Here is a 17,998-nt window from a genome sequence, read left to right as displayed (position 1 = left end):
ACTACAAGCTTTTTCTTTTTTGATTAACGCCACCAAATCCAAGTCCAAAAGTAATTTCGTATATTTCGAGGAGTAATGCGTATGAAACGTTCACCGTCAAAGAAACAATTAAAATTTGGTAGTGTGTCATCTGGATTTTCTGGAATAAAGGTGACGATGTTTTCGTTACTTGTAACGGTTACTGTAATTGGTGGATCGGTAGGCGAGACTTGAAGTTGTAAAGAAACGTTTGCTGTGTTTTTAAATTCATTATGAATAGGTGGACTTATCACTTGTACTGTGAATAACACGATAATTGTTTCGTTCGGTTCCAAATTAGTAGCGACTAGGAAACCGATATTCGGATTCGCTAATGGCGAGCGTTCCCCATTAATGAAGACAGTGCCGTTTATAAATTGTAAACCTGCTGGAATGGTGTCTTGTAACGAGATATTTGAAAGTGAAATCTCGGAAGTATTCGTAATACGCACCGTGTAATCAAAATATTGATTTAAATAAGCTGAGCTGACGGAAGCATTTTTCGTGACTGTTGCAGTTGCAAATTGAACTGGTATACGAACAATATTTGAATTAACAATGGAAGTAATAATTGGATCCTGTGGTGTCAATTGAAAAGCAGCGGTAACTATTGCAGAATTTATAATTGTACTGTTAGAAGGAATAGAAGTTACGAGAACTTGAAATGTTATAGTTGCTACTGCATCTGCAGATAAAGAACCAATATTAATACCAGTGTCTGGACGAACATTTGGAACTGGAGTACCGTTAATTGTTACACTGTTTTCTATAAATGTTGTACCAGCTGGAATCATATCTAAGACGGAAGTACTAATTGTAGGAATTGTTGAATGATTTATCACTTCTAATGTGAAAGTTATGGTATCTCCTATCGCTACGATAGATTTATCAGCTGTTTTTTCAATGCTAATCATTGGTTCAATTAGTGTTGTTGTAACGGTATTTGTTTGCTTTGTAATTGTAATAGGTGGTTCATCTGGATCAATGATAACAGTATAGTAAACAGAAGCATTGTTATTAATTGTAGGTTGAAGAGTCGAAGAAGATATTGTTACTTGGAACGTAATGACAACAGATTCATTAGGAGCAAGGTTTCCTAATGTAATGCCGTTTTCGGGATTCGCATTAGGTTGATTAATTCCGTTAATTGTAACACTGCTAGTAATGAAGGCTGTATCTACTGGTACGGTGTCTACAACGAAAAGATCTTCAATCGTTACATTTCCACTATTAGTAATTGTAATTGTATACGTTAAAGTTTGACTAGGTAATGCATTCGTGGCATTAACAGATTTTATAGCAATGACATTATCATTTTGGACGGTTGTTGTGACGGTATTTGTTGTAGTCGTATTTGTAACAGGTACGTTATTTGGGTTGACTATATAGTTAAAAGTAGTACTTGCTTCGTTGTTGAGTTCATTTGGTGTTGGAATAGAAGTTACAGTTACTTGGAAGGAAGCGATAGCATTTCCACCTACCATTATAGTGCCAATTGGTATGCCGCTTACTGGATTCACTCCTGGAAGAGTTTCTCCGTTTACAATGACGCTATTTTCAATAAACGTAGTACCTTGAGGAATAATATCTTGAATAACTACATCATTTGCTGCAACATTACCAGTTTGATTTAGGATAATCGTATACGTTAACGTATCACCGACCGTTGCAAATGCAAGGTCAACAGCTTTATTACTATTTAAATTCGCGTGATGAATTTCTGTTACGGCAGCTGATGAAATAATAGTTTCGGTAATAGGTGGTTGATCTGGTACTGTGTATTCATATTGAATTGTACTCGTGTTAGAGATTGGGTTTGTTTGCGGAATGGAAGTAACCCGTACTTGGAATAGAATAGTTGCTGTCGTATTAGGCGGAATGCTATCAATTTGTATACCGTTAAGTGGGTTGTCATTTGGACGAGCGTTGCCATTCGCAATAACACTATTCTCTATAAAGCTCGTATTTGCTGGAATGATATCTGTAACGATAATGTTTTCCACTTGTATATTTCCGTTATTTATGATGGAAATTGTATAAGGAATGATAGTTTGTAGGTCAGCATATTGGATAGGTGTTGTTTTTGTCGCAATTACATTAGCAGAAATAACTTCAGTGAAGGTAATGTTACTATTCGATATTTGTTCTTCCCCGTTTATCGTATAACGAGAAGTTGATTGATTTTGAACATGGCCGCTAGCTGGAAGAGCTACGACTGTAACAGAAAATGTGACTGGGATAGAAATGTTAGGAGCAATCGTTCCTACGAGTATACCGGTACTTGGATTGGCGTTAAGCTGTGGAATGTTATTTACTAAAACGCTACCGTCTATAAAGGTTGTTCCATCAGGAATGTTGTCTGTAAATACAACAGCAGTAGCATCCGTATTTCCTGTATTCGTTAAAGTTGTTGTATAAGTTAAAATGCCACCAATCGTTACAGAAGTCAAATCAACAGTTTTAAGTGAAACGATATCAGCATCATTAATTTGAACGAAAGTAGTGTTGGAAATAGTAGATTTTTGAATTGGTGCAAAGTCAGGGTTGAAAATAAAGTCGTAGACGATGTTTGCAGTATTAGGTGTTGGATTTACAGCTGGTAAATTCGTAACGGAAACTTGGAATGTTATTGTAGCCATTTGACCTGATGCGATATTAGGAATGGAAAAGCCGATATTCGGGTCTGCTGCAGGAAGTACAGTATTGTTAACTATGACACTTCCTGGAATAAATACTGTTCCATCCTCTATAGTATCTGTAAAAAAGATGGAGTTAGTTGTAGTGGATCCGTTATTTTGAATGAGTACTGTATATTCAATGGTTTCATTAATATTAGCTAATACTGTATTAGCGGATTTTGTAGCGATAAGAATAGCATCAATAAATTGTATATTTGTAGTATTGGAGGAGGTCGTTTCTGAAATTGGTGGTAAGCTTGGGTCTGGTTGATACTCATAGTGGATGACGGCGATATTATTAATGTTATTTTGAGAAGGTGTAGAGACTACGCTTACTTGGAAAGTAACGATAATTGTATTATTTGGAAGAATTATATCGATATTGATACCGGTAATTGGATTTTCGTTAGGTCTAGGTACGCCATCTACAAGAATGCTATTTGGAACGAATGTGGTGCCAGCTGCAATCGCGTCAATTAGGAGAGTATTTGTAATAGGTACTGTACCAGCGTTTGTAACTGCGACTGTATATGTGATGATTTGACCGATGCGTGTAATGGATCTATTGGCCGATTTAATTGCACGAACATTAGCCGTCCGCACTTCCGTGTTTACTGCATTTGATAACGATCTACGCTGAATAATTGGAGAACTAGGGTCAATTTGGTATTCATATGAAGTGTCTGAAATGTTAATGACTGTATTGTTTTCTGGTATATTTGTAAGTTGTACTTGGAATGAAATAGTGACTGTTTCATTTGGTTGTATCGTGCCAAGAATTACTCCGTTTTCAGGATTTGCTCCAGGCTGAATCACATTATTTATTGATAAGCTATCTTCGACGAATATAGTACCTTCTGGAATGTTATCAATGAACACGGTATTGTTAGTTGGAACGGTTCCTATGTTTTGTAGTGTATTTGTGTAGGTAATAGTTTGCCCAATTGCTACGAAAGTTACATCCGCGCTTTTGACAGAAATAATATTTGCATTTTGAAGTGATGTTGTAACAACGTTAGAATTTGCAGAGCGATTCACCGGTGGAGCTGTAGAAATACTTACATATTGGTAAGTTGCTGAAGATTGATTTACAATTTCAGTTTCAGTAGGTGGATTATTTGTTTGCACTTGAAATAGTATCGTTTTGGAACTGTTTGCTGGAATTGTTCCAATCGGTATTCCGTTTTCTGGATTTACACCTGGCTGCAGGACACCGTTAATTGTGACACTATCGGGAACGAATGTAGTCCCAGCTGGAATAGAATCTGTGAAAATAATATTTATTGCATCAACATTACCGATGTTTTTCACTTCAGAAATATAAAGTATAGTTCCACCAATATCTACAGTTGTTGGATTGGATGTTTTTGTAATTGTCAATTGTGCTTGCACGAAATTTGTAATGACGATATTACTTGTAGATGTTTCAGTAATAGGCGGTTGCCCTGGATCTGGTTGAATTGTATACGTTGTATTGGATTGATTTGTAATTGATTCTTGCGAGAATGAATCGTTAATAAGAATTTGGAACGAAATAAGGTGAGTAGCGTTTGCTGCTAGGTTAGGCAAAGTAACACCTACATTTGGATTTGCACCAAGTATAGCTGTTCCGTTAAGTGTAAAACTATTTTCTACGAATGTAGTCCCTTGGAGGATAGTATCCGAAAATATGAGATTAGTAGTTGGAATATTTCCGGTATTTTCTAGTGTTATCGTATAAGTCAAAATATCACCTGTTGTTGCTTGTTGTGCATTGACTGCTTTTAAAGAAAGAACAGTCGCGTCCGAAATTTGTGTGAAAGCTGGATTAGACGTAATTGTTCGAGAGATGATAGGAGCGGTCGGATCAGAGATAAAAGTATAGTCAATACGGGCTGTATTAGAAATTGGATTCACGCTTGGAATGGATTGGACGATAACTTGGAATGTGACGGTGACGATTTCTGACGGCGCGATGGAGTTTAATGGTATTCCTACGTTTGGATCGGCACCTGGAACTGAGATGTTATTAATGGTCACGCTATTCTGGATAAATGCAGTTCCTTCTGGGACTAAATCTGTTAAAGTAACTGTATTTGCAGTTGTATTTCCGTTATTTTGAACGACTACTGTGTAAGTGATTGTACCGTCAGTAGATTGTACGAGAGAATCTGTATTTTTAATTGCAGATAACGATGCATCAACGACAGCTGTAGTCACCGTATTAGATGAGGATGTTGCTGTAACTGGAGGTTGACTCGGATCGACGATATACGTGTAACTTGTAATGGCTTGATTTATGATTGCCCCTTGAGGTGGAATAGAAGTTGCAAGAAATTGGAACGTAATAGTAGCAGAATCACCTGGTGCGATAATACCAACTGGAATACCGAGTGTTGGACTTGCATCTGGGAGTGAAATCCCGTTAAGCGTAACACTATTTGGAACAAATAATGCCCCTTCAGGAATCCCATTAATGAGTAATACAGAATTTGCAGGAAAGTTTCCAGTGTTTGTTAATGTTGCTGTATACGTAATTACATCTCCGATAGATACGATTGTTCGATTTGCTTCTAAAACCGTTGTAACAGTAGCGTTATTAATTTGTGTTGAAGCGCTATTAGAATTTATTGTGCCTGTAACAGGAGGGGCTGCCGGGTCAACAATAAATGCGTATTGAATAGATGCTACGTTTGTAATTGGGTTTGAAGGTGGAGTAGATGTAACTATGACTTGGAAAGTAACAGTTAAGGAACTACTCGCGCTAACGGTTCCGATATTAACTCCATTATTTGGATTTGCCCCTGGAATGATACTGCCATTTACAGCAAAACTATTTTCAACAAAGATCGTTCCTGCTGGAATCAGGTCTGAGAAGTTTAGATTCGTAGCGTTTGTATTGCCGCTATTTTGAATCAAAACCGTATAAGTGATCGTTTCTCCGATATTCGCAAAGGCTGTACTAGCAGTTTTTACAGCTGAAAGTATTGCTGAGTTAATAGAAGTAACGAAGACGTTCGTTTCCACGTTGCCAGGCTGAGCCTGTAATGCATTGCCTACGTTATATTGGAAGTTAACAAACCCTAAGTTTTGGAGTTCAGGTGTGAACGTTGTTGGATTGCTTACGATTTGCACTTGGAATATGATTGTTACAGTTTGATTTGGATTGATTGTATTTATACCAACACCGTCAATAATGGAAGCAGATGGTAATGGAGTGCCATCAACAACAACGGATCCTGCAACAAATTGTGTCCATGTCGGTAAAGGGTCTGAGAAAACAACGTTGTTAGCTGGAATATTTCCTGTGTTCGTAATAGTCGTTGTATACGTAATCGTATCACCAATCGTTGCAAATGCTTTATCTCCTATTTTCATAGTGTTTAAAATAGCACTTTCAATTTTTGTTGTAACACTATTGGAAGTAATGTTTTTTGAAACTGGAGGGTTGGCTGGATTAACGATATGTTGAAAGCTAACGCTAGCTTGATTGGTAATAGGATTTATAGGCGGAATTTCATTGGCATTAATATGAAATGCTACAACGGCAGATTCGTTTGGCGCGATATCACCAATTGGAACGCCTGTAACGATATCCGCATTTGGGATGCTAGTTCCGTTAAGTGTAAAACTATTCGGTTCAAAGGAAGTTCCGTCTGGAATAAGGTCGGTAAAAATAACATTCGTTGCACTAACATTTCCGCTATTTGTAATTGTAACGGTGTAGGTAATATCCTGCCCGATATCTACCGTAGATACATTTGAATTTTTTTGTGCAGTAAGGATAGCACTATTAATTTGTGTTGTCGTTGTATTAGATTGATTGGAAGTTGTAATAGATGGCTGGCTAGGGTCAACGACGTAATGATATGTGGTAGAAGCAGAATTAGAAATGGGATTAAGTGTTGGAAGTGTAGTAACAGTTGCTTGGAATGTGACGATTGCCGCATTACTAGCATTAATGGGGCCTATATTTACACCAGTGGATAAATCAGCGTTTGGAATGGTTTGCCCATTAACTGTGAAACTGTTTGGAACGAAACTTAAATTGCTATCAAGAATATCGATAATCGTTACATCAGTTGCAGCCACATTCCCTGTATTAGGAAGGTTAAGTGTAAACGTTATTATGTTACCAATATCCGCAAAAGTAAGATTCGCTGTTTTTGTACTAATAATAGTCGCGTTGTTTATTTGAAGAAGCGTAGTGTTAGAATTAGCTGTACTTGAAACAGGAGGATTATTTGGATCAACAGTAAACTCATAATTAGTAGATGCTGTATTGGGTGTCGGATTACTAGGTGGAATACTGTTCACTGTAACTTGAAAAACAATACTATATATTTCATTTGGTGGAAGTGTTGCAAGTAATACACCTGTATTTGGGTTTGCATCAGGTTGTAAAATACCATCGACAGTTAATGTGTTAGGAACAAACGTGAGTCCACTTGGTAATACATCTGTGAATACAATATTCGTTGCATCTGTATTGCCTACATTCGAAATAGAAGTGGTATAAAAAGCAGTTTGCCCGATATCTGCAAAGGATACACTTTCATTTTTCGTCATGGATAATATGGCTTCTTTAATTTGCGTTGAAACAGGATTACTAATTGAAGTTTCCGCATCAGGTGGTGAGACTAATTGATACGATGTCGATGAGAAATTTACAATTGGGTTTTCGGTTGGTAATGAGATTACGTTTACTTGGAAGGAAACATTTACTGTAGTCCCGGCTGTTATAGGACCAATATTTACACCGTTCGATGGATCCGCACCACTTTGAGGAATTCCATTAATAGAAAATGTGTTTGCAATAAATGTAGTTCCGCTCGGTATTGTATCTGTGAAAATAACATTTTGTGCGGATGAGTTTCCGTTGTTTGTTAAAGTGACAGTATAGGTGAGTGTGTCTCCAATACGACTAAAGGACTTATCGACTTGTTTTAATGAAAGAATGGTAGCTGTATTAATTGTAGTCAACGTTGTATTTGAAGTAACATTTCTTGAAACAATCGGTGCATTTGGATCAGCGATGAATGTGTACGAAGCAGTAGCGGAATTTGCAATAGGATTTTGAACTGGTGTAGAAGTAGCGGTCACTTGAAATGCTATAGATATTGAGCTGCTAGGAGCAATTGCTCCAATCGTAATACCTGTATTAGGATTAAGACCAATTTGCGTGATGCCATCTATTGTAACGCTATCAGTAATAAACGTTGTACCATCTGGTATAAGGTCAGTGAAAGTAATATTCGTTGCATTTGTATTTCCGTTATTCGTTAAAATGGTCGTATAGGTAATGGTATCACCTAGCGTTACAAGTGTTTGATCGACTGATTTAATCATCGTTATCATAGCATCTAGTACTGGGGTTGTAACGATATTCGTTGAAGTAGAAGTAGTAGCAGGAGTGCTGTTTGGATCAACAGTATAAGAATATAAAATTGTGTCATTACCCATAATTGAACCTGAAGGTGGAACAGAAATAACATTTACTTGGAAAGTAACAGTTACTGTCTCACCAGGAGCGATATTTGGTATATTTACTCCAAGTGCCGGTTGTGCACCAGACTGCTGAACGCCATTTATTGTGACTGAATTTGATATGAATGTAGTGCTAGCTGGAATAGCGCTTGTGAATGTTATATTCGTTGCTGCTGTATTCCCTGTATTTGTAATAGTAGTGGTATACGTAATTGTATCTCCAACTGAAACTATAGATTTATCAGCACTTTTTTGGGTTGTTAAAATTGCACTATTAATAGTTGTCGAAACAGTATTAGACACATTCGTTTGTGATACGGCAGGTTGGCTAGGATCAATCACATGTGCAAATTGTACCGAACTAAAATTAGAAATTGGATTTATACTTGGAATGTTTGTAACAAGTACGTTGAGAGTAATAACGGCCGTTCCATTTGGGTTTATATTTCCAATCTGAATCCCGTTAGCTGGATTTCCGATTTGCTGTGTACCAGAATCGTTTGTAAGAGTGCCAGATATGAATGTCGTTCCGTCAGGTAAAATATCTGTGAAAATTATATTTTGTGAAGTGACATTTCCAGGGTTACTTAATGTAATTGTATAAGAAATTGTATCGCCAATCGTTGCGAAATTTTTATCTACAGATTTGATTGCCACAATTTCTCCGGAATTTATTTGTGTCGAAACCGGATTGGATGTCGTACTTCTTGAAACGAGTGGTAAATTAGGTCCTGTAATAAACTGATAGTCAATGGAGGCACCATTTACAACCGGTGAGTTTGGTCCACCAGGTCCAATTGTGAAAATTGGATTTGGAATGCTAACTACTTGCACGCGGAAGGTGACATTTGTAAAATCTCCTGCAATAATATCCCCAATTGGTATCCCATTCGCTGGATTTACCCCAGGTAATAAAACCCCGCCTACTCGAACGCTATCTTCTATAAATACTGTATTGTTTGGAATAGGATCTGTAAAAATGATATTCGTAGCAGTTGTGTTTCCTATATTCTCCAATAAAACAGTATACGTTAAAAATGAATTTCCAGGTGCTACGTCAGAAAATAGTCGATCCACACTTTTCGTTGCTTGAATAATTGCTTCGTTAATTTGAACTAAAGTTGGATTACTTGTAGCGGTTTCTGTCACCGGTGGTTGGGTAGGATCAACAATGATCAAGTATGTCGTGCTAGATTGGTTCAAAGTTGGATTTGTAGCTGGTATTGAGCCAACGATAGCTTGAAAGCTAATTATTATCGTTCCTCCAACTGGAATTGAGTCTAAAGAAATCCCGCTATCTGGTCTAAATCCAAGTTGTGGGATGGTATTAATTTGTACGCTATCAGGAACGAATGAAAGTTCAGGTGGTAATATATCGATAAAAACAGGTGTGTTTGCGGTAGTATTTCCGCTATTGGTGAGGGTAGTTGTATACGTAATTGTATCTCCAACAGCAGCAAAAGCACTGCTTGCAGTTTTTGTTGCGATAACAGAAGCAGTATTTACTTGTGTAAAAGTTTTATTAGATTGAACTGTTCGTGAAACTGGCGGTTCATTTATATCTACAATAAAGCTATATTGAAGCGATGATTTGTTCGGGATTGGATTCGGGTTTGGAAGTGTTGTAATGTTCACTTGAAAACTGAGTGTAACAGATACATTTGAATTCAAGTTACCAATATTGATACCGTTTTGTGGATTTGCATTCGGAACGGTTACACCATTTATCTTAAAGCTATTTGGGATAAAGGTAGTACCGTTTGGAATTGTATCAGTAAAAATAATGTTGTTCGCAGTAGTATTTCCGGTGTTTGTAACAGATGAAGTGAATGTAATTGTATCACCAATTGTAGCGAAAGTTGTACTAGCGCTTTTATTTATTACTAAAGTAGCGTCAATAATTGGTGTAACTGTTGTATTTGTTACGGTGCTACCAACAGCAGGAGATTGGTTTGGATTCACGGTATATTCATAATTTACAAGAGCATTATTTGTTAATGTGCCACTAGGCGGTATCGCTAAAATTTGTGCTTGAAAAGTAATGAATACAGTATCTCCTGGCGAAATATCTGCCAAGTGAACACCAAGTGATGGATCTAATCCTGGTTGTGGAACATTATTGATCGTTACGGAGTTTTGGATAAATGAAGCTCCTGCGCCAAGCCCATCCGTTAAAACAGTTGCACTAGCAGGGATATTACCTGTATTTGTTACTGCAATCGTATAGGTAACGATATCACCAATTGCAGCTGTCGGTGTATTCACAGACTTCGTAGCGACAATAGTAGCGTTATTAATTTGGGTTGTTATTACATTACTCAGCGCATTAGCGGATGCTGGAGGTAAGTTAGGATCTACGACATACTGGTACGTTGTATTGCTTTGGTTCGGGATTGGATTTGGATTCGGGATAGAATTTACTTGTACTTGGAACGAGATGATCGTATGCGCATTCGGATTTATTGGATCGATTGCAATTCCGCTTGCTGGATTGACATTAGGCAGTGTATTCCCGTTTACAGTAACACTATTAGGAATAAACGATGTTCCGTTTGGAATTACATCTGTAAATATTACATTTGATGCAAGTGTGTTCCCGTTATTCGTTAAAGTAGTCGTGTACGTAATAATATCATTTACGTTCGCAAACTGTTTATCTGCAGATTTTGCAGCGGTAATCGTTGCATTATTAATAGTTGTCTGTACAGTGTTAGAAGCAATCATCTGCATTACAACTGGTTTGGATGGATCGTACGTGTATTGGAATGTAGTGCCTGATTGATTTGTAATCGGATTTACAGCAGGGATACTTGGTACGAAAATCTGAAATGAAACGATACGTGATGCATTCGCTCCTATCGTACCGATAAAAATGCCGTTAGCAGGATTTGCATTGGCTATAGGGATATTGTTAATCGTTACAGTATTAGGAATAAAGAGGGTACCCGCTGGAATGATATCTGTAAATGTTACATTAGAAGCAGGGATATTCCCGTTATTCGTTAAAATAGTCGCATATAATATGACATCACCAACATCAGCGAAGTTTGTACTCGTTAGTTTTGTAGCAACGATATTAGCAGTATTAATTTGTGTAGTTACTATATTGCTAGCGGCGTTTCTAACGAGAGCAGGTAAGTTTGGATCAGCAATAAAGCTATATTGAAGTGAAGCGCTGTTTTGAATTGGGTTTGGTGAAGTTAGCCCATTTGCACTTATTTGAAAAACAATCGTTGTAAAACCACCCGAAGGAATGGAGCCGACTTGAAGACCGGTACTAGGGTCTGCACCTAGTTGTAAAGCACCACCTATAAAAATACTATTTGGTACGATAGTGGTGCCATTAGGGATTATATCGGTAACAATAACATTATTTGCTATAGTATTGCCAAGATTAGCTAAAGAAATTGTATATGTGATTGGTTGCCCGACATCGGCGATAGTTAAATCTACTTCTTTGACAATAACGACATTTGCTAAATTAATTTGTGTACTTACAGTGTTACTTACAGATGTTTCTATTGTTGGTGGATCGCCCGGATTTAAAATAAAGCTATACTGTGTACTAGATGAATTTAATGTTGGATTTTGTGTTGGTAAAGAGGTGACGGTTACTTGATAAGAGACAGTAAGTGAACCGTTAGCAGCAATGGAAGGTAGCGGAACACCTATATTTGGATCTGCGTTATTTTGAAGTACACCATTAATAAGAAAAGTGTTTGGAATAAAGGTAGTACCGTCTGGATTCGTATCTACGAAAGTAGGGCTATCAGCAGAAACACTTCCTGCATTCGTCAAAGTAACAGTATAAGTTAATATATCCCCTACGGTAGCGAACTCTCGATCCACTGTTTTGGCTGAAATGACATTTGCATCGTTTACTTGAGTAAATGTAGTGGTTGAAGTAGTGTTCTTACTTACAGGTGAAGTGTTTGGATCAACGATAAAGTTATAGGAGATGGAAGCGCTATTTGAAATAGGGTTTGGATTTGGAATGCTAGTTATTACTACTTGGAATGAAGCTGTAATTGTAGTATTAGCATTGATGATACCAATATTGATGCTAGTTGGTGTAACGCCTGGCTGAGTAACACCGTTAACTATAACGCTATTTGGTACAAAGGCGGTTCCATTCGCAATTGAATCGGATAGTAATACATTGTTCGCTGCAACATTCCCATCGTTAGTAAGAGCGAAGGTGTAAGTTAATACATCGCCAACTTCCGCAAACGTTTTATCTACAGATTTATTAGCATGGAGATTTGCTAGTCTAATTGTTGATGTAACAGAATTAGAATTTGCTGTTTTTGAAGTCGGTGGCAAACTTGGATTTACAGTGTAAATATAAGAGGCGAAAGCGTTATTAATGATAGGGTTTTGTGCAGTAATGTTAATGACTGTTACTTGGAAGGATAAGGTGAAAGTAGCACCGCCGGGAATTGTGCCGATAGGTAAAGCAACGAGAGAATCTACATTTTGTAAAACGCCATTGAGCGTTACAGAACCTAATGTTAAAATCGTTCCATTTGGAAGTGGATCTGTTAGTTGAACGTTATTAGCGGCCGCATTTCCACTGTTTGTAATAAGGATTGTATAACTTATCGTTTCGCCAATTGTGGCAAATTGTTTGTTAGTTGATTTTGTTAATGTTACATTCGCATTGTTAATTTGAGTGGAAACGAGATTAGAAGAAATGTTTTTTGTAACGGGTGATTGGCTAGGGTTGACGGTATATTGGTAAGAAGCGCTTGATCCGTTAGATACGACATTTGACGCGGGTATTGTATTTACAACTACTTGAAATGCAACATTTTTTATTGTGCCGCTTGGGATAGATCCAATGTTCACGCCGGTAGCGGGATTTGCGCCCACTTGTGTCGTGCCATCTATTGTTAAACTGTTTAGAACAAAAGTTGTTCCAGTAGGAATGATATCTGTAAAAATAACATTGTTCGCATTTGTATTACCTGTACCTGTAAAGGAAACGGTGTACGTTAGTGTATCACCAATATCTGCAAAATTTTTATCTACTGCTTTTGCCATAGTTACAGTAGCGTTATTCACTTGAGTAGATACGATATTGGTCGTATCAGTTCCGCTTACTGCAGGTTGATTTGGTACAGGAATGTATTGATATGTTGTTGTACCACTATTTAATATTGGATTTGTTTGGGGGATAGAAGGAACGAATACTTGAAATGAAATAGTAGTAGTAGAATTTGCGGCAATTGATCCAATTGATATACCATTAGCGGGATTTGCTCCTGCTTGAGTAACTCCGTTCACAGTTACACTCCCTGGAATGAAAGTAGTCCCGCTAGGAATTGGATCCGTATATATAATATTCGTTGCAGCGATATTTCCTATATTAGCTAAGGCAATACTGTAAGTTAATGTTTCACCAATATCGGTAAAAAGTTTGTTAACTGATTTTGTTCCATTAATATCTGCGAGGTTAATTTGTGTTCCAGCAGAGTTGCTTGTTGCAAGACCATTAAAGGTTGTTCCTCCGGCGATGGGTGTATATTGAAATGTAATATTAGCAGTGTTAGAGATAGGATTTTGACTTGGAAGAGAAACGACAGTAGCTTGGAAAGTTACTGTGCGAGAAGTACCATTATTAATTGTTCCAAGAGATATACCAGCTGCAGGATTTGCATTTGTTTGTGGTACGTTATCTACTGTTACAGTGCCGGGTATAAAAGAAGTACCGTTAGGTAGACTATCTATAAAAATAGCGTTATTGGCAGGAAGAAGTCCGGTGTTAGGGATAGTAACTGTATAAGTGAGAATATCTCCAATTGCAGCAACACTTTTATTTACGCTTTTCGTTGCTTGTATATTTGGGGAGTTTATATTAATTTGTAAGCCGACTGTATTTAACATATATGCATCTCCGTTAGTAGTTAAACGGATTGCGGCGGATACTTGTGAGTTTGTTAAATAAGAGGAAATGTCAATGGAAGTAATGTCCCAGCCCTGTCTTCCAGCGGAGATGTTTGTACCTGTAGAAGCACTTTGATTTCGCGTTCCAAATGTCCCAGTTGTATCTAAGTTTCCTGCAGCATTATTAACTTGAGAACCGAAGAAATTATTTACAGCATTATTTGGCCCAGATAATGCATTTAATGAACTGAAATTTGGTCCAAATAATGCTTGATCCCCTATTAAATCTGCATCTCCTTCAATAGAACTTAAAAATAATCTCCCGCTTACAGGTCCTCCTGAAGGTGTTAAAAATCCAGAAACAGCTACATCTGCACTACCAGTATCAGCAGAAACACGGTTACCCGCTACATAAATGGTTAAGTTTCTTGCTGGCAATGTCCCGTTTTGATAAGCGACGATAAGCGTCCATCCAGCCGAATTAATTGTTCCATTAGAAGCATCTATAGGATCTACAAGTCCAGGAACCGCGCCTGTAGTATAGGAACCAGAACCTCCCACTTGAATAAGGGTTGTTACGTCTGCTGAACGAGTGTAAAAGCCAAATGTAATAGAGTTTGAAACGAATGTTTGGTTTGAAGCCGTAACAGCTGAAGGAGTAATCGAGTATGTTGAAACAGGTGTTGTAAAGGAAACTGGGTTTCCTAATACACTCGTAATGTTTTGATCACGAGATAAATAGTTTCCACCCCAAACGAGTTCTGCGTAAAGAATAGTACTACCAGCAGGGATATTTAAAATAGCGGTAGAACTATTTTGTGTATAGTTTAACGTTGTACCAGCAGGAAAAGTAGGTACTTGTAAAGCGGTATTCGTAGTTGCGAATGCACCAATTGCCCCGATTGTACCAGCACGATTTTGATTACTAATTTTACTTAAGCCTAAAGTATTTCCTGTAATAGCGAGTGCGCCGTTTGTGGTGGTAGAAAATCGATTCGTAATGGGCATGTTGTCACCTCATTTACAATATAGTCTTGGTCAAAATAGGATATGTGTGTGATAAATAAAGGGAAACATGTACGAGTTGATTTAGTAATAATGATTTAAATGTCTAGATAAGGGGATGGAGTATGATTGAATTGGAAATGAGAGTGGAGCGTATTAGAAAAGAAAAAATAGACGATATTGTTGCGTTATCTTCTTATATTGGTTGGGATTATAGCAGAGAAGAAATTGAGACGATTTTTAACGCAGGCATTGTATATGGTGTGTGGAATGAGAGAAAGAAACTTATTGCTAGCGCGGCAATAATATTATATGGGGAGAAAGTAGCGTCTATTGGAATGGTAATTGTACATCCAGATTATAAAGGAAGAGGAATTGGAAAGGCGATAACGCATTCATGCATGAATAGCGTATCAGCTCGAACACCAATTATGCTTATTGCAACGGATGAGGGGAAGTATTTATACGAAAAGCTAGGATTTAGGGTGGCAAGCTATGTTTCTAAATACATATGTAACTCGTACAATCCGAATCATAAATGTGCAAGAAATGAAGAATATATGATGGATTATGAAGAAGGTGATTTAGAAGAAATAATAAAAATAGATGAATATGCGTTTGGAACAAATAGAAAAGAGTTTTTAAAGAAAAGAATGATGCAAAGTGAACAGTGCACTGTTGTGAAGGATAAGGAACAAAATATAATATAATAGGATATGGTTTGAGTATACAAACGCCGGAAAATAAAATATTAGGACCGGTAGTTGCTAAAAATGATGAGATGGCAATAAATATTGTTCATTATTTAGCAAAAGGGCATAATGGGAAATTAAGAATAGATGTACCAGAAGGAAAGAAAGATTTTGTGAAAGAATTAGAGGTTACTGGTTTTAAAAAGGTGAATACACCACCAATTATGATGAAAAATAGTGCTCAATTTTTGAAAAGAAATGGAGAACTATATAGTATTGCAGCACAAATTTTTGGGTAACAAAGAATCCTTCTGAATGAAGGATTCTTTGTTTATTAATCACGATATTGGTCGTGAGTTGGTTGGAAGAGGTCTTCCTCGATATCTCTCACCATAGAAAAATGATCAACGTTATAATGACCGTGTAAAATTTTATTGTGATGACCAATAATTTGCTCTGCAGACAATACGTTAGAATCAGTTGTGGAATGACCGTTTTTAATTAATGTAATGTCAAATCCTTGTACAGTTGCTGTCCTAACAGCTGTGTCAATACAATGTTCAGTTTTACATCCACCTATCACAATATGATTAATTTTTTCTTCTTTTAAAAGTTCAAGTAAAGAAGTGCCATAGAATGAATTCGTTGCTGCTTTATTAATGAGGATTGCAGACTGAGGTACTTGAATTTGATTATGTACTTCAAATCCCACGCCGCTACCAGAAGCAACATCGATATCTCTTACGAAAACAATAAGGGCATTTGAATCAATTGCTTTCTGTACAGCTGTATTTAGTGTAACTAATAACTCAGTTTTACGAAAAACTTCATTTTCTTGCTCATTTCCATCAATTAATTCTTGTTGAGCATCGATAATTAATAGTGCTTGTTTCATCGTGTCTCCCCTTTAATATGAAATAAGTTCCACTGTACATATTCCTTCAGATTGTTAGGAAATCCTCCATTGCAAGCGAAGTAAACGATTGATTTACAAAGTTGTCAAAGAAATTTCATTCTCATAGTGTGTAAAAACATGTATGATAGGAAGTGGAGAATTTTTGAGTAGGTGGGAATATCATGCAAACAGTAGAAGATTATCTTTCATTCTTACATACGAAAGGATTTAAATTATCAGAGGAAGCACAAGGGTTTATTATGTTCGGGCAAGGATATACTGGTGCATCTGATGGAATTGTGAACGCAGCAATAGAAGCGACAATTAAACATCAATTACAGTTTGATGGCAGTTATTTTGTTGCGTTATTAGAACGATTGAAAGAAGAAGAAATTACAGATAAAAAAAGCGCTAAGGCTTTTATGCGGAAGTTACAAGCGTAACTTCACGCGGCCTGCGCTTCTTTTTTTGTTTTGGAAGGTAGTTCAACAAAAATCATGCCTAGAAAAATACATAGACATCCGAAAATAGCAGACATAGAAAGTTGTTCGTTAGCAACGAGAACACCTGTTAATGCAGCAAAAACGGGCTCCATTGCGAAAATAATTGCTACTCTCGTTGGAGAAGTATGTTTCTGAGCCGATGTTTGAATGAAAAAAGCAATGGATGTCGCAAATAAGGAAGTTAGAAATAGGGCGAATAAAAAGGAATGATTCGTCCATAGCGATATTGAAAATAAATTTTCCCAATCTTCAAATAAAAAAGCGCAAATAGAAGAAAATATACCAACAGTTAATACTTGGGATGTGCTTAGTAATAAAGGTGATATTTTCTTAGAATAGAAACCGTTAATGAGAATATGGGCAGCGAATGCGATTGCGCAACCGAGAACAAGTATATCTCCTATATTTAATTGAAAAGAATCAGCAGCTGTTAATAAATATAAACCGGCTGTTGCCACAGTGATACCGAGTACGACGAAAATGGTAGCCTTTTGTTTTAAAAAGATAAAAGATAAGATTGGAACCATAACAATGCTTAGTCCTGTTAAGAAACCTGCTTTTGAAGAAGTTGTATAGAGTAAGCCGAATGTTTGCAATAAATAGCCAACGCATAAAAAGAATCCAACAATTAATCCGGCAAAACTACTCTGCTTTATATCTTGTTTCGAAGTTTTTTGTGAGAAAATCATTTGAACGAATAATAAAATAATTCCAGCGAATAAAAAGCGAAGACCATTAAAAGTAAATGGACCAACGAAAGACATAGCATTTTGAACGACAACAAACGTAGCTCCCCAAATAAAAGAGACAAATAATAAAGCGAGAGGAGCAATCCACTCTTTTTTCACACTCATA

General features: G+C 37.0%; 4 protein-coding genes and 1 pseudogene. 2 read left to right on the top strand and 3 right to left on the bottom strand.

The genetic code is table 11. The features are described from left to right. Nucleotides 1-23: 23 nt before the first annotated feature. Complete coding sequence (locus JDS95_RS06900) at nucleotides 24-15,056, bottom strand: DUF11 domain-containing protein (protein ID WP_199690351.1); 15,033 nt, start codon at nucleotides 15,054-15,056, stop codon at nucleotides 24-26. Nucleotides 15,057-15,178: 122 nt separating this feature from the next. Here JDS95_RS06900 and JDS95_RS06895 point away from each other — a divergent pair. Then, nucleotides 15,179-16,044, top strand: a pseudogene (locus JDS95_RS06895) (GNAT family N-acetyltransferase). Between the two features lie 35 nt (nucleotides 16,045-16,079). Here JDS95_RS06895 and JDS95_RS06890 read toward each other — a convergent pair. Continuing rightward, complete coding sequence (locus tag JDS95_RS06890; protein ID WP_000806328.1) at nucleotides 16,080-16,640, bottom strand: cysteine hydrolase family protein; 561 nt, start codon at nucleotides 16,638-16,640, stop codon at nucleotides 16,080-16,082. A 182-nt stretch (nucleotides 16,641-16,822) separates the two neighbouring features. Here JDS95_RS06890 and JDS95_RS06885 point away from each other — a divergent pair, with 182 nt between their 5' ends. After that, nucleotides 16,823-17,083, top strand: coding sequence for a DUF6123 family protein (locus JDS95_RS06885; protein WP_001195212.1), 261 nt, complete (start codon nucleotides 16,823-16,825; stop codon nucleotides 17,081-17,083). A 2-nt stretch (nucleotides 17,084-17,085) separates the two neighbouring features. Here the strand turns inward: JDS95_RS06885 and JDS95_RS06880 are convergent, their stop codons facing one another. Next, entirely contained in the window at nucleotides 17,086-17,991 is a 906-nt protein-coding gene (locus JDS95_RS06880) for a DMT family transporter (protein ID WP_199690349.1), read from the bottom strand. Nucleotides 17,992-17,998: the final 7 nt, after the last annotated feature.

The sequence above is a fragment of the Bacillus cereus group sp. N24 genome, assembly GCF_016483345.1.
Lineage (GTDB): Bacteria > Bacillota > Bacilli > Bacillales > Bacillaceae_G > Bacillus_A > Bacillus_A toyonensis.
Note: the sequence above shows the minus strand (reverse complement) of the source record. Positions and strands in the feature narration are given on the sequence as shown.